Below are 18,132 nucleotides of genomic sequence, written 5' to 3' on the forward strand. Positions count from 1 at the left end.
GGTAAGGAGTGAGAGGTGAGGGGCGCCGGCCGGTGGCGGTTTCCACGGGGCGCCCCTTCCCCGAACGGGTGAGCATGACAGCGCGTCAGCACCTCGCGGCCGTGTTCACCGGGTCCGCCGAACGCCGCGGGCTTGCCCGAGTCGCCCGAGCCGCCCGGGGCGGCGGCGAGGGTACCGCCCGGTAAGGCATGATCGGGGTGACCGATTCGACCACCCTGACCCATTCATTCGACGTGACCCGACTTCACTCGACGTCACACGACGCGACGACGGAGGACCGATGAGCCCAGACCACAACGGTGACGGACGCAGCCTGGGCCAGCTGTTCGCCTCCGCCACGGCGGATCTGTCCGCCCTGGTGCACGACGAGATCGCCCTTGCGAAAGCGGAGCTGCGGCAGGACGCCAAGCGTGCGGCGGTCGGCAGCGGCGCCTTCGTGGCCGCACTCGCGCTGGCCGTCTTCGCCGTACCCATGTTCAGTTTCGCCTGTGCGTACGGCATTCACGCGCTCGGCGTGACCCTGGGCTGGTCGTTCGCCATCGTGTGCGGCGCCTACGTGTTCCTCGCGGTCGTCGTCGGCATGGTCGGGTACACGCGCTTCAAGAAGGTGAAGAAGCCGGAACGCTCCATCGCCTCGGCCAGGCAGACCGCCGCCGTACTGCAGAAGGCCAAGCCGCACCCGCGTGAGCTCGAACCCAAGGACTCGCGGCCGGCGGTAACGGCCTCGTCGTCCACCGCCTCGGGAACGGGTTCGGGGTCCTGACCGGGTTCGGGTCGTGACGAGGCTCGGGTCGTGACGGGGTTCGAGTAGGAGTCGGGGCCGGGGCCGTAGCCCGGCCCTGGGGGTGACCGTTCCCGAGCCGAACGCGACCGAAAAGTGGCTGATCCGGCCCGGGTCCGGCGACCGGCGCGAAGATGTGACACGCTCGGGGCATGAACCTCCCCGCCGGGTCGCACAGCCCTGCCCCTGCCGGCAAGGGCACATCCGTCGCACGGCTCGAAGGCCCGTGGACGCACCGGGACGTGGCCGCGAACGGCGCCCGTTTCCACATCGCGGAGATGGGCGACGGCCCCCTGGTTCTCCTGCTGCACGGCTTCCCGCAGTTCTGGTGGACCTGGCGCCACCAGCTGACGGCGCTCGCCGACGCGGGGTTCCGCGCGGTGGCCATGGACCTGCGCGGGGTCGGCGGCAGCGACCGTACGCCCCGGGGCTACGACCCCGGCAACCTCGCCCTCGACGTCACCGGCGTCATCCGTTCCCTGGGCGAGCCGGACGCCGCGCTGGTCGGGCACGACCTGGGCGGCTACCTGGCCTGGACGGCTGCGGCGATGCGGCCGAAGCTCGTACGGCGACTGGCGGTGTGTTCGATGCCGCACCCGCGCCGCTGGCGCAGCACGATGCTCACCGATCTGCGGCAGAGCAAATCGGGCGGCTACATCTGGGGCTTCCAGCGGCCCTGGCTGCCCGAGCGGCAACTCGTCGCGGACGACGCGGCGCTGGTCGGCAAGCTCATCCACGAGTGGTCCGGGCCGCGACTGCCCGACGAGGAGGACGTGGCCGTCTACCGGCGGGCGATGCAGATCCCGTCCACGGCCCACTGCTCCCTCGAACCGTTCCGGTGGATGGTGCGCTCGATGGCCCGGCCGGACGGTCTGCAGTTCAACCGCCGGATGAAGCGGCCGGTGCGCGTGCCCACCCTGCAGATGCACGGTTCGCTCGACCCGGCCGTACGCACCCGCAGCGTGGCGGGCAGCGGCGAGTTCGTCGAGGCCCCGTACCGCTGGCGGCTTTTCGACGGTCTGGGCCACTTCCCGCACGAGGAGGATCCGGTGGCGTTCTCGACCGAGCTGATCAACTGGCTCAAGGACCCCGAACCCGACCGCTGAGCCCGGCCCGCGCAGGCGCTCGTACGACGATCGCATGAAGCGTCAAATTGCCGGACGCATAGGCCAATCGGACGACACGAAGGCGATTACCGACCACGCGGTCAGGGCACGTTGGTCGGTATGGGTTGGACGCACGACTACCGTGACGTATCGCGCAATCGACGCGCTGCCTCCACCCGCGAGGGTCAGGTGGCGCAGACGGCACTGCCCGCGCAAGTGCTGGACAGCCGGTTGGGAATTCCGCGCATCCTGAGCCGCCGGGCTCGATGGATGGGTGCCCGATTGCGCCATGTGAGGGACTGAGTAACCGACTGACCGGGGCGTCCGGGGCGCCGCCGCGTCAGAGCGCGCATCCCTGGCTGTCCACCCTCTGGTCCGCTCCGGCCCCGGCCGACACGTCCGGGCGCACCTCGGCGGCGGTCAGCGCGTATCCGGTGTTCGCGTCGTCCAGCGACTTGGCGAAGACGACGCCCGCCACCCGCCCGTCGCGGGTGAGCAGCGGGCCGCCGGAGTTGCCCTGGCGGACGGTCGCGTACAGGGAGTACACGTCGCGGTGGACCGTGCCGCGGTGGTAGATGTCGGGCCCGTTGGCCTCGATCTCGCCGCGGATGCGGGCCGCGCGGACGTCGAAGGAGCCGTTCTCGGGGAAGCCCGCCACGATGGCGTCGTCCCGGGAGCGCGCGTTGCCGGTGATGAAGTGCAGCGGGGGCGCGTCGAGGCCGGGCACGTCCAGGATCGCGATGTCGCGCTGCCAGTCGTAGACGACGACGCGGGCGTCGTGGAGCCTGCCCTTGCCGCCGACCTGCACGGTCGGCTCGGAGACTCCGCCGACGACGTGGGCGTTCGTCATCACCTTGTCCTTGGCGAACACGAAGCCCGAGCCCTCCAGGACCTTTCCGCAGCTCGGCGCGGTGCCGACGACCTTGACGATGCTGCGCCGGGCGTTGCTGACCACGGCGCTGCGGACGAGCGCGGGGTCGGGCGGCGGCACCGAGGTGATGGGCTCCGAGCCGAAGGGGCCGAAGACCTGGGGCAGTCCGTTCTGGGCGAGAGCGTTGCTGAAGTCGTTGAACCAGGTGTCGGCCTGCGCGGGCACCACCCGGGACACCCCGAGCAGCACCTTGGACGAGCGCACCTCGCGCCCTATGGTCGGCAGGGTGGTGGTGGCCAGGGCGCTGCCGATCAGCCAGGCCACGAGCAGCATCGCCATGACATTGACGAGCGCGCCGCCGCTCGCGTCCAGGGCCCGGGCGGGCGACCAGGTGATGTGGGTACGCAGCTTGTTGCCGAGGTGCGTGGTGAACGCCTGGCCGAACGACGCGCACACGATGACGATCGCCACCGCCGACATCACGGCCACCGAACCGGGAGTCGCCGAGTTCGTCGCCTTGTCCCAGAGCGGCGGCAGGAGGTAGATCGCGGCGAGGCCGCCGCCGATGAAGCCGATCACGGACATGACGCCGACGACGAAACCCTGCCGGTAGCCGACCACGGCGAACCAGACAGCGGCGAGGATGAGCAGGAAGTCCAGCGCGTTCACGGAGAACACGGTCTCATGGCCGCTTGTGTGCACCGCACCGTCCAGGCCCGCCCAACGGCGCGCGCACGGCGGAACGGGGGCGCACGGCGGAACGCTGCGCGCCGCGCACGGCACCCGCCCGCCGCTCACGACCCGCCCGCGGCCCACGGCACCCGCCGCCGCAGGCCCCGCCCCTTACGCCAGCGGCACCGTGCGGTCCTGGTCCCAGGGTCGCTCCCAGCCCGCGTAGTGCACGATCTTGTCGATCAGGCCGGCCGTGAAGCCCCAGACCAGGGCGCCCTCGACCAGGAAGGCGGGGCCGCGGAAGCCGCTGGGATGGATCAGGGTGGCGCGGTTGGCGGGGTCGGTCAGGTCGCTCAGCGGCACCCGGAAGACCCGGGCGGTCTCGGCCGGGTCCACCACGCCGACCGGACTCGGCTCGCGCCACCACCCGAGCACGGGCGTGACGACGAAACCGCTCACCGGGATGTAGAGCCGCGGCAGCACACCGAAGATCTGCACCCCGGCCGGATCCAGACCGGTCTCCTCCCGCGCCTCGCGCAAGGCGGCCCGCAGCGGCCCGTCGCCGTCCGGGTCACCGTCCTCGGGGTCCAGGGCGCCGCCCGGGAAGGACGGCTGCCCGGCGTGCGAACGCAAAGCCGCCGAGCGCTCGATCAGCAGCAGCTCAGGGCCTCGTTCGCCCTCCCCGAACAGGATGAGCACCGCCGACGGGCGGCCCTCCCCGTCGGGCGGCAGAAACCGGCTGAGCTGCTCCGGCCGCACGCTGTCGGCCAGAACGGCCACCGGCTCCAGCCACGCGGGCACCCCGTCCGCGCGCACCGGGACCGTGTCCGCTCCCGTACCGCCAAGGGCCGGACCGCCGCCTCCCCGCACCTGGCCGGCCGCCTCCGCCCCTGCGCCCGGCCCGCTCCCGCGCGTCATGAAGCCGCCAGCCCGGTCACATCCGCCGCCACGCCGTCCGTCCCCATGCCGTTCAGCTTAGATCCAGCCCCCCGTCCCGCACGGGCGATCTTCTGCGGCTGTGGAAAACTCCCGCCGGCATCCGAGGAGGCGTCCCGGAGGGAGAGGGAAGGGTACGAGCCCCCGTGGCCGTTCAGGAGGCGCTGAGCGGCGGCGCGGGCTGCCCGGGGTAGTCCGGCGGCGGCTTGAGGCGCTGGCCTGGGAAACCGCCCTTCTCGTACTTCAGCAGCTTCTGCGCCTTGTCCGGGTCCATCTCGCCCACGCCGACCGAGGGGCACAGGTGGGCGATGGGGCAGACACCGCAGGCCGGCTTGCGGGCATGGCACATGCGGCGGCCGTGGAAGACCAGGTGGTGCGAGAGCATCGTCCAGTCGGACTTGGGGAACAGCCGGGCGACGTCCTGCTCGACCTTCTCCGGGTCCTCCGAGGTGGTCCACTGGAAACGGCGGGCGAGCCGTCCGAAGTGGGTGTCGACGGTGATGCCGGGCACCCCGAAGGCGTTGCCGAGCACGACGTTGGCCGTCTTGCGGCCGACGCCCGGCAGCTTGACCAGGTCCTCCAGGCGCCCCGGCACCTCACCGCCGAAGTCGTCGCGCAGCGCGGCGGACAGGCCGAGCACCGACCTGGCCTTGGCGCGGAAGAAACCGGTCGGCCGCAGGATCTGCTCCAGCTCGGACGGATCCGCGGCGGCCATGTCCTCGGGCGTCGGGTACTTCGCGAACAGCGCCGGTGTCGTCTGGTTGACGCGCAGGTCGGTGGTCTGGGCGGACAGCACCGTGGCGATCAGGAGTTGGAAGGGGTTCTCGTAGTCCAGCTCCGGGTGCGCGTACGGATACACCTCGGCGAGCGCGCGGTTGATCCTGCGGGCGCGCCGTACCAGGCTCACCGGAGGAGCTTGTTCGCTCACAGCGGAATCGGGAGTGGCGGCCACTCGTTTGGGCGCCTTGGCCGCCCGTTTCTTCTGCACGCTCGGCGTCTCTGACACCCGCCCAGCCTATGCCCGGACCGCGACGTCCGCCCTCGCGCACGTGAAGCGGACGGCCCAATCGGACCCCCGGAGCACGATCGCGGGCAACATAAGACATCCTTGTGATTGATCGCACTGTTTGAGACGTCATGCATCATGGGGAAAACCCGGCGATGTCGACAAGGAGAGAGCTCGTGGACGACGTTCTGCGCCGTGCCCCGCTTTTCGCGGCGCTCGACGACGAGCAGGCCGCTGAACTGCGCGCCTCCATGACGGAGGTCACGCTCGCGCGTGGCGACTCGCTGTTCCACGAGGGCGACCCCGGGGACCGGCTCTACGTCGTCACGGAGGGCAAGGTCAAACTGCACCGCACCTCACCGGACGGCCGCGAGAACATGCTGGCCGTGGTCGGACCCGGCGAGCTGATCGGGGAGCTGTCGCTCTTCGACCCGGGCCCGCGCACCGCGACGGCCACCGCCCTGACCGAGGTCAAGCTGCTGGGCCTGGGCCACGGCGACCTCCAGCCCTGGCTCAACGTGCGTCCGGAGGTCTCCGGCGCCCTGCTGCGCGCCGTCGCGCGCCGCCTGCGCCGTACCAACGACGTGATGTCCGACCTGGTCTTCTCGGACGTGCCCGGCCGGGTCGCCAAGGCCCTGCTGGACCTGTCCCGCCGCTTCGGCGTGCAGTCCGAGGAGGGCATCCACGTGGTGCACGACCTCACCCAGGAGGAGCTGGCCCAGCTGGTCGGCGCGTCCCGGGAGACCGTCAACAAGGCGCTCGCGGACTTCGCCGGCCGCGGCTGGCTGCGGCTGGAGGCCCGTGCGGTGATCCTCCTGGACGTCGAGCGGCTGGCCAAGCGGAGCCGCTGACTCCGCCGGTCCGGCCCCCGCGGGTCACACCCGCCGGGCTCTTGCCCGCGCCCCCGCGCGTGCCCACAGGCCCCCCGCCGCCGGCGGGGGGCCTTCGACGTCACCAGGCCAGTTGGGCGATCTCGTCCACCACGGCCGTGACCGCCGCGGCCGCCGGGTCGATCAGCGGGAAGTGGCCCGTGGCGGACAGCCAAGCCACCGTCGGCTCCTCGCCGGCCGCGGCTGCCGCGCGTGCGAAAGCCTCGCTGACCTGCGGCGGGACCTCATTGTCAGTGGTGCCGTGCACGATTGTCGTGGCGATTCCGGTGGGGAGCAGCGCGGCCGGGTCGGCGTGGGGCAGGCGTGCTTCGAGGTGATCGGGGCCGCCGAGCAGGTCGAGCACCGCGCCGGAGCAGACGCGCAGCCGGACGGACAAGGCGAGGTCGGCTATCGGGGCGAGGGCCACGACGCCGCGGAACGGAGGGGGTGAAGGGCGGTGCCAGGGGGATTCGGGGAGCAGCACATGGCGCGCGGCCGCCCACAGGGCGAGGTGGCCGCCCGCGCTGTGGCCGGTGACGACGGTCCGGCCGGGGTCCGCCACATCCCGGCCGAGCGCCCGTACGGCCAGGTCGGGCAGCGCGTCGAGGGCGGAGGCCACGTCGTCGAAGGTGTCGGGCCAGCGCCCGGCGGGCGGAAGGGCCGGCGAAGAGGCCTCAGCGGTTTCAGGGGCTTCTGCGGCTTCAGCGGCGTCAGCGGCCTCCTGCCGGGCGGAAGGCCCCCTTCCGGTGACTCTCGGCGCCGCGGCGGACCGGGGTGGTTCCTGGGCGTCCTGGAGCGCGCCGCGGCGGTATTCCACGGACGCCACCGCGAAGCCCTGCGCCGCCAGGTGGGCGGCGAGCGGGGAGACGTGAGCGCGGTCGTGCACGGACCGCCAGGCACCACCGTGCAGGAGGGCCACCAGGGGAGCCGGACGGCCGGACACGGCCTGGCGGCGCGGCCGGTAGAAGTCCACGACCTGGTCGGGGTGGCTGCCGTACGCCTCGGTGGCGTCCGGCGGCACCGGGGCGTGGCCGAACGCCGAGGCCTCCTCGGCCGCCGCCCGCCCGCCGGGCGCCTCGGTGCCGGGGGCGGCCTCGGGTCCCGCGGTGGACGTGCGGGCGTCGGCAGCGGTCATCGGTTACGGGGTCCCTTCCGTCGGGTGGGTCTCGCCGGTCGCCTCGCCGAGTACGTCCGCCAGGACGCGCGCGGCGCGCAGCGCGTCGGCGAACCGTGTGTAGAGCGGGGTGAAGCCGAACCGCAGCACATCCGGCCTGCGGAAGTCGCCCACCACGCCGCGGGCGGTCAGTTCGCGCATCACGCCGGCGGCGCCGGCGCAGCGCAGCGACACCTGGCTGCCGCGAGCGGCGTGGGCGGCCGGGGTGACGGACTGCAGGCGTCCCGCCGGGACGAGCGCGGCCACGCACTCCAGGAAGAAGTCGGTGAGTGCCAGGCTCTTGGCACGCACGTCGGCGATCGACACGCCGTCCCATACGTCGAGGGCCGCGTCGAGGGCGAGCAGCGAGAGCATCTCGGGAGTGCCGACCCGCCCGCGGACCGCGCCCTCCCCGGGCGCGTAGCCGGGAGCCATGCCGAAGGGATCGGCGTGGGAGTTCCATCCGGGCAGGGGCGAGTCGAACCGGGCCTGCAGCCCGCGGCGCACGTAGAGGTACGCGGGCGCGCCGGGCCCGCCGTTGAGGTACTTGTACGTGCAGCCGACCGCGAGGTCCACGCCGTCCGCGTCGAGGCTGACGGGCAGGGCGCCGGCGCTGTGGCACAGGTCCCACACGGCGAGCGCGCCGGCCGCGTGCAGCGCCGAGGTGATCCCGGGCAGGTCGTGCAGCCTCCCCGTGCGGTAGTCCACGTGGTTGACCAGGGCGGCAGCGGTCCGGGGCCCGGCCGCGGCGGCCGTCTCCCCGGCGGCCACGGGCCGTACGGTGCGGCCGGTGAGCCGGGCCGCGGACTCGGCGATGTAACCGTCGGTGGGGAAGGTGGCCGCGTCGACCAGGATCTCGGTGCGATCCTCCGGGGCCATGCGCACGGCCGCGACGAGGGCCTTGAAGACGTTCACGCTGGTCGAGTCGCCCACCACGACCTGGCCCGGTCCGGCGCCCACCAGCGGGGCGATCCGGTCGCCGATCCGCTCCGGCGCCGTCCACCAGCCACTCTCCTCCCAGGAGCGGATGCGCAGGTGGCCCCACTCCCGGGTGATCACGTCGGTGAGCCGCGGCAGCACCCCGGTGGACAAGGCGCCCAGCGAGTTGCCGTCGAGGTAGACGGTGTCGTCGTCCAGCACGAACCTGTCGCGCACCGGAGCCAGCGGGTCCCCGGCGTCCAGCGTGGCGGCCCGGCGGGCCAGTCGTTCCCCGGCCGGGGCGGGAGTGGCGCCGACGGGGGTGGCCTGGGCAGGGGTGGCGCGGGCAGGGGTGGCGCGGGATATCGGCTCAGACATGGCTGCGGGCCGTCCACAGCTCGGGGAAGACGCTCTTGGAGGCGCGTTTCTCCAGCCAGGCCACCCCCGCGGAGCCGCCGGTGCCGGGCTTGGCGCCCATCGCGCGCCGGGTCGCCACCAGGTGGTCGTTGCGCCAGCGCCAGACGAGTTCGGCGACGTCGGTGAGCATCTCACCGAGGCGGATCAGGTCCGAGTCCTGGTCCGGGTCGGCGTAGACCTGCTGCCAGACGGCCTCGACACCGGGGTGCGGCTCGTACTTCAGGGCGGGGTCGCGGTCGAGCACCTCGGCGGGGATCGCGAGGCCCCGGCGGGCCAGCAGCCGCAGCACCTCGTCGTACAGGCTGGGTTCGGTGAGCGCCTTCTCCAGTTCGGCGTGGGCGCCGGGGGTGCCCCTGTGCGGCACGAGCATGGAGGCGGACTTCTCGCCGAGCAGGAACTCCAGCCGCCGGTACATGGCGGACTGGAAGCCCGAGCCCTCGCCGAGGGCCGAGCGGTAGGCGTTGAACTGAGCGGGGGTGAGGTGCGCGATCGGTTTCCAGGAGGCGTTGAGCGACTCCAGTTCAGGCAGGCTGCGGCGCAGCGCGGCCATGGCCGTGGGCAGGTCGTCCTGCCGCAGCGCCCGTGCGGCGGTGGTCCACTCGTGGACGATCAGCGTGAACCACAGCTCCATGACCTGGGTGGTGACCAGGAAGGCCATCTCGCCGGGATCGTCGGACAGCGGGTGCTGCAAGTGGGTGAGGACGGACGCCTGCACGTAGTCCTCGTAAGGGGTCGTGCCCTCGAACGCGAGGTTCGGGGTCGCCGCCTCGCCGGTCGGGTGGTGGGACATGCATTACCTCCTGGTGCGCGCCCGGGGTCACCGGGCTGTGCCGCGATCATCTGCCGGGGCGGGGGGATCCGGCAAGGGCAGCAGGAGGCGACGCCGGGCGCGGGCGGTCACGGGGAGCGGCCGAGTCCGTGCGCGCGGCGGGTGGCCCCGGAGAGGGCTCAGGAGACGGGCGGGCCCTGGATGTAGCGGCCACGGCGGTCATACGGCCAGGCGTTGGCGACGCAACCGTGCAGCCCCTTGATCTGCTGCATCATCACCGGGGCGAGCTTGCCCCGACCGGGGCAGCCCTCGTGGCCGTGCCCGATGCGGTGGCCAACCTCGTGGTTGATGATCAGGGCGCGGTAGTCCTGGATGGGGCCGCGGAACTCCGGCGAGCCGAGCATCCAGCGCTTGAGGTTGACCACCACGGTGGCGCCCACGTCGCAGTTGACCTCGCCGCCCGTGTCCAGCCCCGCGGCGCCGCAGATCGCGTCCACCGTGTCCGGCGTGGCGATCTTGATCACGAAGTCGGCGGGCCCCGAGGACACCGGCTGGAAGGCGTCGTGCCCGTCGGCGGTCCAGCCGCGCGGGTCGGCGAGGATCGCGGCGATCTCGCGCGCGGCGGACCCAGCTGACAGGTCTATACCGCCTTCCACCTGGACCTTGTAGCGGCGGACCCTGCCGTGTCCGACCGCCCGCCCGGCCGCGGGCGCGGTGGTGAAGCGGCCGGTGCCGGAGGCCGGGACCCCGCCGGGCGGAGAAGCAGTGGAAGAGCCGATGTCGCCCGAGGACCCCTTGCCGTCCGCCGGGACGCCCGACGCGCCGCGGTGGTCGCTGCCCCCGGGCCCGTCGGTGTGCTTGGTGGCGTGCCAGGCGTATCCGGCGCCGCCGGCCAGCACCACCATCGCGACGAGTGCGAGCGGTACGGCCGCGGCGCGGCGGCCCCCCGTCGAGCGGTTCTGTGCTGCCAAGGCTCCCCCTGGGCAATGGCAGCCGGAACCGCCGCCCCCGTGTCCCCGTGGCGTTCCCGTGCTGCGCGCGGATGTGCGAGCGGTACCGGCGCTCCGACGCGGCTTCCCGCGCAGGAGCACCAGGAGTCACCCTCGCACACAAGTGCGTGGTAAGGCCAAATGCCCGCCGACCGCGCCGGGAACGCACGATGTGCCAGGTCCAGGGCCGAGTCCAGGGCCAGGTCCAGGTCCAGGGCCGGGCGCAGGGCCAGGTCCAGGGATGCGTCGGGGCAAGTGGACGTGTCGGAACGCGGAAGTGCCGGATCGCCGGATCGCGGCTTTGCGGGAGGCGGCCCAGGCATGCCGATGTGAAGGACGGCGACCCGGCGGACCGCGGACGGCGGACGAGACGAGGCACCGGCGCCCGGCCGTCGCGGTGGACGGTCGGGCGCCGGTACGGCGGTGCGGCGATGCGGCGGACGGTCGGAGCTCCAGCCCCCGCCCCCGTCGTCAGCCGAAGGTGTCGGCCGCGGTCGGCGAGCTGTCCCGCAGGAAGACGGTGCAGCGCTCGTACTCGTCCTGCTCGCCGATGGCCTGGGCCGCGCGGCCCAGGGCGTACAGGGCGCGCAGGAAACCGCGGTTGGGCTCGTGCTCGAAGGGGATGGGGCCCTGACCGCGCCAGCCGGCCCGGCGCAGCGCGTCCAGCCCGCGGTGGTAGCCGGTGCGGGCGTACGCGTAGGACTCCACGGTCCGGCCCGCCTCGAACGCGTCGTCGGAGAGCTGGGCCCAGGCCAGCGAGGAGGCCGGGTACTTCGCGGCGACCTCGGCGGGAGCCGCGCCGGAGGCGAGCAGCTCACGCGGTTCCGGGTCGTCGGGCAGGTGGGTCGGGGCGGGTCCCCCGAGCAGGTTCTCGTGATTGGCCATGGGTTCCAGTCTGCCCGAGGCGCACGCGCGAGGCCCCCGGCAGCTTGGGTTCCAGCGGTCCTCGCAGCACCCGCGATCTGTGGGAGTTGCGAGGACCTCTCGAACCCAAGAGGTTGCCGGGGGCCTCGTTACGTGCCGGAACGTGACGCGAACCCGCCTTCCGGGCGGCCGGGAGGTGGTGTGCGTGCCACCGCCCGCGCGCGATCACCCGCCTGCGTTCACCCGCCTGCGTTCAGCCGCGCGCGGTCACCCGCGTGCGTTCACTTGCGCTTGTTGCCCGCCGACCGCAGGTTCTCCGCGGCGACCACCACGCGCGCGGCCATGCCCGCCTCGGCGGCCTTGCCCCACACCCGCGGGTCGTAGGTCTTCTTGTTGCCGACCTCGCCGTCGACCTTCAGCACGCCGTCGTAGTTGCGGAACATGTGGTCCGCGACCGGCCGGGTGAAGGCGTACTGGAGGTCGGTGTCGATGTTCATCTTGACGACGCCGTTCTCCAGCGCCTCGTTGATCTCGTCCAGGGTCGAGCCGGAGCCGCCGTGGAAGACGAAGTCGAACGGGCTGGCCTTGCCGTACTTCTGGGCGACGGCGTCCTGCAGCTCCTTCAGGATGCCCGGCCGCAGCACCACGTTGCCCGGCTTGTAGACACCGTGCACGTTGCCGAAGGAGGCGGCCAGCAGGTAGCGGCCCTGCTCGCCCAGGCCCACCGCCTCGACGGTACGGAAGGCGTCGTCGACGGTGGTGTAGAGGGAGTCGTTGATCTCGTGCGAGATGCCGTCCTCCTCACCTCCGGTCGGGGTGATCTCCATCTCCAGGATGATCTTGGCCTTGGCGGCCTCGGCCAGCAGTTCCTTGGCGATAGCGAGGTTGTCGTCCAGGTTCTCCGCCGAGCCGTCCCACATGTGCGACTGGAACAGCGGGTTGCGACCGGCCTCGACGCGCTCCTGGGAGATCTTCAGCAGCGGCCGGACGTAGCCGTCCAGCTTGTCCTTCGGGCAGTGGTCGGTGTGCAGCGCGACGGTGACCGGGTACTTCTCGGCGACGATGTGCGCGAACTCGGCGAGGGCGACCGCGCCCGTCACCATGTCCTTGTTGTACTGACCGCCCAGGAACTCCGCGCCGCCCGTGGAGATCTGGATGATGCCGTCGCTCTCCGCCTCGGCGAGGCCGCGCAGCGCGGCATGCAGTGTCTGCGACGAGGTGACATTGATGGCCGGGTAGGCAAACTTGCCTGCCTTCGCCCGGTCGAGCATCTCGCCGTAGACCTCGGGGGTTGCGATGGGCATCGTGTCCGCTCCTCATGAGTGTGCGGGTGGTGGTGCTGGCGTGGGCGACGTCATCGTCGCCCTCATCTTCCCATCCTCGAACGGATACACCACCTCGGCGTACGTCGGACATACCGCGGCCCCCGGAGTGTTTCACGTGAAACATCCCGAGGGCCGCGTCACCGCAGGTCAGGCCGCATCGGTCGGAGCCGGATCAAGCCAGGCCGAGGTCCGCGAGGGAGTAGACGGACAGGTACGGCAGGCCCTCCTCGGCGATCCTCGGGCCCGCGCCGCGGTCCACGATCACCGCGACCGCGACGACCTCGCCGCCCGCCTCGCGTACCGCCTCCACCGCGGTCAGCGGCGAACCGCCGGTGGTCGAGGTGTCCTCGACCACGAGCACCCGGCGCCCCTTGACGTCGGTGCCCTCGATACGGCGCTGCAGCCCATGTGTCTTGGTGGCCTTGCGGACCACGAAGGCGTCCAGTCGCCGACCGCGCGCGGCGGCCGCGTGCAGCATCGAAGTGGCCACCGGATCGGCGCCGAGCGTCAGCCCGCCCACCGCGTCGAAGTCCAGGTCGGCGGTGAGGTCGAGCATCGCCTGTCCGGCGAGCGGCGCGGCCTCCCCGTCCAGGGTGATCCGGCGCAGGTCGATGTAGAAGTCGGCCTCCAGCCCGGACGAGAGGGTCACCTTGCCGTGCACGACGGCCTTGTCCTGGATGTGCCGCAGCAGGGCAGCGCGTACGTCGTCGCTCATACGCACGAGACTATCCGAGGGCCAGGCCTGGCCGGACGTGCTGGTCAGGGGCCGCTTGCCGCTTCCCGGCTCCCTGACCAGCACCTCCGGCTCCCGGCCCTGGGTTCTTGGCTCCGTGCCGCCCGGCCGCGCAGCCCTTCAGCCGCGCAGCCACGCAGCCGCGCAGCCACGCAGCCGTTCAGCCGCGCAGCCACTCCACGGTTCAGCCGATGCGCTGCCAGGACCAGGTGGTGGTCATCTCCAGCGGGTCGATGGGGGTGACCAGACGCGGCAGGGTGTTGAGGCCGTTGGGCGGCCCGGACTGAGGTTCCACGCACACCGCCTCGGCGGGCTCGGTGTAGACCACCATCCACTCGGACGGGCTCTCCACTCGTACCCGCATCTCACCCGGCCAGGTGAGCGTGACGTCCACGCCGTCGGGCATGCCGAAGCAGTCGTCCCACGGACCGGGTTCGGGATCGATGCGGTTGCCGGTCGGCAGGTGGTCGCTACCGCGCTCCTCCTGCCAGCCCGCCCGGAAGGTGAGCTCGACGTCCTGGCCGCCATGGCCGAGGTTGCGCAGCCACCACGGGTGCCAGCCCGCCTGCGCGGGGAAGGAGTCGCCGGTCGCCTCCACGCTGAGCGTCAGTTTCAGCGAGTGGGGCGCAAGTTCCACCGTATGAGTGACACGGCCCGGGTACGGCCACGGGTCCGCGAGGTCGTAGTAGTAGGCCGCTGTGGTCTCGGTGGCGGGAGCCGCCTCCTGCCAGACCGCGTGCCGACCGGTGCCGTGGATGGCGTGCGGCGGTGCGTCGACGGGCAGTTGATGCGTGACGCCACCGTTGCGGAACACACCGTTCTCGGTGCGGCCGCACCACGGCACCATGATGAAGGCCCCGAATTTGTCGCCCTGGCGCAGGAGTTCGGTCCCGCCGACTTTCAGCGAGGCGATCCTGCAGCCCTGGTCCGGCCGCAAGGTCAGTTCGGCGTCGCCCGCCGTCAGCTTCTTCTCGTTCGCCACGGCACGAGCGTACCGGCCGTCACCTGCGACGCCGCAGCACGCGCCCGACGACCACCGCGGATGCCAGCAAGGCGGCGGCAGCCGGACCGGCCCAGCGCAGGGCGGCGCCCGTCCCGGCCTGTGGCGCCGGCACCGGCGCGTACCGCCCGCGCGGCGGGGCGTGGTCCACCTCCTCCGCGCTGCGCCCGATCATCGTGCGCCTGGCGTGCGCGGCCTCGGCCGGGGGTACGAGGTCGTCCAGCGCCGCCGCGCTCTCGGGGACCTCCACCTCGACCTCCACGAGCTCGAACTCCTCCAAGTCCTCCGAGGGCTCGCCGAGGTCGTCCACGACGTCGGACTCCTCGGAGGAAGCGGCCTCCTTTGAGGGGGGCTCCTTCTCCGGCGCCTCTCCCGTAGCGGGCTCGTCCTCGCGGGCCTCGGGATTCCCGGGGGCCTCGCCGGCCTCGGCGGCCTCCCGCTCCGGCCCCTCGTTCTCTTCCTTGCCCTCGTTCTCCTCCGGTCGCGGCTCCCCTGCCGACGCGGCATTCTCGGCGTCGGGTACGGGTACGGGGCCCGGCGCGGCGGCCGGCGGCCGGTCCTCGGCGGGCGGTTCCTCGGGAGCGTTCTCGCCGAGCTGGGCGGCGAACCGGTCCAGGAGGCGGCGGACCGCCGCGGCGACGACGGCGTCCTCGTAGGACGTCAGACGTCCTACGGCTTCGGCGCGCCCACGCCACCTAACCGTCGTGCCGGGCTCGGGAGTCCGGGTGGCGACCACCTCGACCTCGCCGCTCGCCGTGACCGCCCCGCTTCCGCGCACCTCCGTGCCCTCGGCCTGGACGGTGAAGACCGGGCCCTCACCGGAGACGACCACTGTGGCACGGTACGTGATCGTCGAACCGCCGACCCGCAGCCGCAGCCGGCCCCGGGGCTCGTCGCCCGCGTCCGCGTCGGGCTGCCAGCCGGGCAGACTCGCGGTGACCGCGCCCGGGGTCCGCAGGGCGGCCAGCACGCGCGGGGTGGGGACCGGGACGAATGAGTCGTGCTCCATGCGGCGGAGCCTACCCATGCTCGGCGCTTCCTTGACGTGTCCGGACCCATGGTTTTTCACCCGCCGCGTGTACGCCGCGACGCGTGGCCGCCGACCGGGCACACATGCGGCGGCTGCCGCAGACGCGGACGCGGGCGCGTCAGGCCCAGGGCAGGGCGGCGCGGTGGGACCAGTACGTCTGCGGCGGCTCGGCAAGGGCGCCCAGGAGGCCGGTGACATCGTCGGCGGTGAGGGAGACCTCGCCGGCGCGGAGATTGGAGGCCAGTTGGGCGGTGGTCGCGGCGCCGGAAAGGACGACGCGCGACCAAGGCTGCTGGAGGGCGGCGGCAAGGGCGAGCGCGTCATAGGAAGCGCCGGTGCGTTCGGCGACGGGAGCGAGGTAGGCCGCCGTGGCGGCGTCGGGACGGGCCAGGCGGCCGTTGGCGAGGGCTTCCTTGACGATGACGACCCGCCCGGCCGCGTGTGCCTCGGCCAGAGCGGGGCCCGCGGAGGGTTCGAGGAGGTTCCAGGTGGCCTGGACGCTGCGGAAGAGCGGTTCGCCGTCGACCTCGACGTCCAGGGCCGCACGGATCGCCTCGTGCTGCCGCGGCCCGCTCGTGGACAGCCCCACGACAACGCCTTCGGCGGCGGCCCCGGCAAGGCGGCGCTGCAGCGCGGTGTCGGTGAGCACGGGGCTGCCCGGGGTGACGGAGTGCACCTGGTACAGGTTCAGCCGGCCGTCGAGCAGCGCGCGGGTCTCGGCGAGCTGGCGGTCGTACGTGGCCGCGCTGTGCTCCTTGACCTCGTGCGTCTCGGCGTCGACCCGCCAGTTCGCGGTGTACGTGTAGCCCCACTTGCTGCCGACGACCGCGTCCGCCCGGCCACCACCGGTCGCGAGCCATTGCGCGAGGAACTCCTCGGCCCTGCCGTACGAGCGGGCGGCGTCGAAGTACCGCACCCCGTGCGCGTACGCGTGATCCAGCAGCTCGTGCGCCCGATCCCGCATCGCGTCCACCCCGCGCGCGGCCGGCAGGTCCTGGTCCCGGCCCAGGTTGATGTACCCCGGGCGGCCCACCGCTGCCAGCCCGAACCCGATCCCCTCGGGCACCCCGCCCGGTACCACCGGTTCAGCAACCATGAACGACGGCTTCCTCTCGGTCTGCTCGCGTGTCCCGCAGAGACGAACCGTCTCCTGACGTCGAGGATCCCCCACAACGGCGACGCGCGCCGAGTTGTCCACAGGTCGCCGCGGTTGTCCACAGGGCATTCCGGCGCCGGGTGGCTCCCGGTGGGAGACTGCTGTCCGGGCGGTGGTACGGGGAGGCGGACCGTGCCCGGCCCCGGGGAAACTCGGCGCCGACGTCAGAACACGCCGCCGTTGGCGTAGATCACCTGGCCGTCGATCCAGCGCGCGGGGCCGGCGATGAACGGCCTGCGGCCGCGATAGGCCGAGCGGCGCAGCCGCAGCCCCGCCCGTGCCCTGCGCGAGGGGCGCGCCGTCGCGGGTTCGCGCCCCGGCCCGGCCGGTTGGCTAGGCTGCCGCTGACAGACGCCGCCATACGCGGACAAAGCGGTCGCATCGACCACGCGAGGTCCGCCGTACGCCGACCTTTGGGTGGCCCGCCATGAACAACCTGAGCATCCGCAACCGGCTGTCCGGCACCGTCGAGAGCGTCACCAGGGGCGCGGTCATGGCCGCGGTGAAGACCCGCCTGGGCGGCGGTCAGGAACTGGTCGCGGCGATCACCCTGGAGGCCGCCCAGGAGCTCGGTCTCACCGCCGGCACCCCGGTGACCGCTTTGGTGAAGTCGACGGAGGTCGCCCTGGCCACCGCGCCCGTCAGCGGTGTCACCATCCGCAACCAGCTCGCCGGCACCGTCGAGGCCATCGCACTCGGCGCGGTGATGGCCTCCGTGAAGGTGAGTGTCGCGGGAGCCGAGTTGACCTCGGTCGTCACCAAGGAGGCGGTCGAGGACCTGATGCTGACCGAGGGCTCGCCGGTGGTGGCCCTGGTCAAGTCGACCGAGGTCTCCCTCGAGGCGATCTGAACCAGGGCGCCCCACCCACCCGCACGCCGGCACCCGGCTACCCAACGCATCGAATGATTACCCACAGTCATCAATGGGTATCCGGAGAGCAGGGGCGGCATGAAGGGCGGGGTGAGCGATGCCAGAGGGGCAACCGCTGGTGGCGGGGTCGGCGGCGGATCATACGGTTTGCCTGCTGCTGCGGCTGGGGCAGGCGGCGTTCCGGCTGTGCGAGGACGGGCTGGGCGTACTGGGCCTGCGGGTGCGCCACTACAGCGTGCTGCAGGCCCTCGCGGACAACGGCCCGACCGCGCAACTGGCGCTCGGCACATATCTGCGGATCGACCCGGCCACGATGGTCAGCAGCCTGGACGACCTGGAGCAGCGGGGCTACGCGGCCAGGGCGCGCGATCCGCTGGACAGGCGCCGGTGCGTCGTGGCCGCCACGGACTCGGGGCTCAGGGCACTCACCGCCGTCAACGGCCGGCTCCAGCGGCTCGGTGATCACGCGCTCGCCGACCTGAGTGCCGCCGACCGGCGGATGCTTCACCGGCTTCTGACCCGGCTGGCGGCCGGCCCGGCCCTGCCCGCCGCTTTCGACGCCGTACGGGGCAGGTCGGCGGCGCGGCCCGGACAGGCCACGGCCGCACCGGGCCCGTGAGCGCCGGACGGGCCCCGGGCACGCGAAAGCGGGCCGCCGGCAGGGGG

The 18,132-nt window shown here is 72.8% G+C and carries 20 protein-coding genes; 6 read left to right on the forward strand and 14 right to left on the reverse strand.

Translation table 11 applies throughout. The annotated features are described in order from the left end of the window. Positions 1-280 precede the first annotated feature (280 nt). The 3 genes from K7G61_RS27725 (at position 281) to K7G61_RS27735 (ending at position 2,190) form a co-directional block, all read left to right on the forward strand. On the forward strand, positions 281-763 hold the full coding sequence (locus tag K7G61_RS27725; RefSeq protein ID WP_225849742.1) for a phage holin family protein: 483 nt from the start codon (positions 281-283) through the stop codon (positions 761-763). A 170-nt stretch (positions 764-933) separates the two neighbouring features. Next, positions 934-1,887, forward strand: coding sequence for an alpha/beta fold hydrolase (locus tag K7G61_RS27730; protein ID WP_225849743.1), 954 nt, complete (start codon positions 934-936; stop codon positions 1,885-1,887). Positions 1,888-2,007: 120 nt separating this feature from the next. Continuing rightward, complete coding sequence (locus K7G61_RS27735) at positions 2,008-2,190, forward strand: hypothetical protein (RefSeq protein ID WP_225849744.1); 183 nt, start codon at positions 2,008-2,010, stop codon at positions 2,188-2,190. Positions 2,191-2,227: 37 nt separating this feature from the next. On the opposite strand, the gene K7G61_RS27740 is transcribed toward K7G61_RS27735, so the two are convergent. From K7G61_RS27740 to nth, 3 genes are all read right to left on the reverse strand, one after another. Beyond that, positions 2,228-3,427, reverse strand: a complete 1,200-nt coding sequence (locus tag K7G61_RS27740; RefSeq protein WP_225849745.1) for a MarP family serine protease — start codon at positions 3,425-3,427, stop codon at positions 2,228-2,230. 174 nt (positions 3,428-3,601) lie between these two features. Next, positions 3,602-4,348 (reverse strand): CoA pyrophosphatase, encoded by a 747-nt coding sequence (locus K7G61_RS27745; protein WP_225849746.1) that lies wholly within the window; start codon positions 4,346-4,348, stop codon positions 3,602-3,604. Between the two features lie 172 nt (positions 4,349-4,520). After that, positions 4,521-5,372 carry an endonuclease III gene (nth, locus tag K7G61_RS27750; RefSeq protein ID WP_374204260.1) on the reverse strand — a complete coding sequence of 284 codons (852 nt, stop codon included), beginning with the start codon at positions 5,370-5,372 and terminating at the stop codon, positions 4,521-4,523. Positions 5,373-5,548: 176 nt separating this feature from the next. Between nth and K7G61_RS27755 the strand changes: the two genes are divergently transcribed. Beyond that, positions 5,549-6,223 carry a Crp/Fnr family transcriptional regulator gene (locus tag K7G61_RS27755; RefSeq protein WP_225849747.1) on the forward strand — a complete coding sequence of 225 codons (675 nt, stop codon included), beginning with the start codon at positions 5,549-5,551 and terminating at the stop codon, positions 6,221-6,223. A gap of 100 nt (positions 6,224-6,323) precedes the next feature. Here K7G61_RS27755 and K7G61_RS27760 read toward each other — a convergent pair whose 3' ends face one another. The 11 genes from K7G61_RS27760 to K7G61_RS27810 all read right to left on the reverse strand — a co-directional run bounded on the left by K7G61_RS27760 (position 6,324) and on the right by K7G61_RS27810 (position 16,984). Further along, the gene (locus K7G61_RS27760; RefSeq protein ID WP_225849748.1) at positions 6,324-7,376 is read right to left on the reverse strand and encodes a S9 family peptidase; all 1,053 of its coding nucleotides are present in this window, start codon (positions 7,374-7,376) and stop codon (positions 6,324-6,326) included. Between the two features lie 3 nt (positions 7,377-7,379). After that, positions 7,380-8,690 (reverse strand): kynureninase, encoded by a 1,311-nt coding sequence (kynU, locus tag K7G61_RS27765; RefSeq protein ID WP_225849749.1) that lies wholly within the window; start codon positions 8,688-8,690, stop codon positions 7,380-7,382. Beyond that, a complete protein-coding gene (locus K7G61_RS27770) occupies positions 8,683-9,519 on the reverse strand; it encodes a tryptophan 2,3-dioxygenase family protein (RefSeq protein WP_225849750.1) in 837 nt (278 codons plus the stop codon). The genes kynU and K7G61_RS27770 overlap by 8 nt, the downstream gene beginning before the upstream one ends. Positions 9,520-9,677: 158 nt before the next feature. Beyond that, a complete protein-coding gene (locus K7G61_RS27775; RefSeq protein ID WP_225849751.1) occupies positions 9,678-10,469 on the reverse strand; it encodes a DUF3152 domain-containing protein in 792 nt (263 codons plus the stop codon). Between the two features lie 489 nt (positions 10,470-10,958). Beyond that, a complete protein-coding gene (locus K7G61_RS27780) occupies positions 10,959-11,372 on the reverse strand; it encodes a DUF3151 domain-containing protein (RefSeq protein ID WP_225849752.1) in 414 nt (137 codons plus the stop codon). 260 nt (positions 11,373-11,632) lie between these two features. After that, complete coding sequence (gene fbaA / locus K7G61_RS27785; protein ID WP_225849753.1) at positions 11,633-12,655, reverse strand: class II fructose-bisphosphate aldolase; 1,023 nt, start codon at positions 12,653-12,655, stop codon at positions 11,633-11,635. A gap of 193 nt (positions 12,656-12,848) precedes the next feature. Further along, positions 12,849-13,391, reverse strand: a complete 543-nt coding sequence (gene pyrE / locus K7G61_RS27790) for an orotate phosphoribosyltransferase (protein ID WP_225849754.1) — start codon at positions 13,389-13,391, stop codon at positions 12,849-12,851. A gap of 202 nt (positions 13,392-13,593) precedes the next feature. Beyond that, positions 13,594-14,391, reverse strand: a complete 798-nt coding sequence (locus tag K7G61_RS27795) for an aldose 1-epimerase (protein ID WP_225849755.1) — start codon at positions 14,389-14,391, stop codon at positions 13,594-13,596. A gap of 19 nt (positions 14,392-14,410) precedes the next feature. Next, complete coding sequence (locus tag K7G61_RS27800; protein ID WP_225849756.1) at positions 14,411-15,418, reverse strand: CoxG family protein; 1,008 nt, start codon at positions 15,416-15,418, stop codon at positions 14,411-14,413. Between the two features lie 139 nt (positions 15,419-15,557). After that, positions 15,558-16,535, reverse strand: coding sequence for an aldo/keto reductase (locus K7G61_RS27805; RefSeq protein ID WP_225849757.1), 978 nt, complete (start codon positions 16,533-16,535; stop codon positions 15,558-15,560). Between the two features lie 224 nt (positions 16,536-16,759). Further along, the gene (locus K7G61_RS27810; protein ID WP_225849758.1) at positions 16,760-16,984 is read right to left on the reverse strand and encodes a hypothetical protein; all 225 of its coding nucleotides are present in this window, start codon (positions 16,982-16,984) and stop codon (positions 16,760-16,762) included. Positions 16,985-17,022: 38 nt separating this feature from the next. On the opposite strand from K7G61_RS27810, the gene K7G61_RS27815 reads away from it, so the two are divergent. Continuing rightward, positions 17,023-17,445, forward strand: a complete 423-nt coding sequence (locus K7G61_RS27815; protein ID WP_225849759.1) for a molybdopterin-binding protein — start codon at positions 17,023-17,025, stop codon at positions 17,443-17,445. Between the two features lie 118 nt (positions 17,446-17,563). Further along, entirely contained in the window at positions 17,564-18,085 is a 522-nt protein-coding gene (locus K7G61_RS27820; protein ID WP_225849760.1) for a MarR family winged helix-turn-helix transcriptional regulator, read from the forward strand. Positions 18,086-18,132 lie beyond the last annotated feature (47 nt).

The organism is Streptomyces sp. HPF1205, assembly GCF_020400825.1.
GTDB lineage: Bacteria > Actinomycetota > Actinomycetes > Streptomycetales > Streptomycetaceae > Actinacidiphila.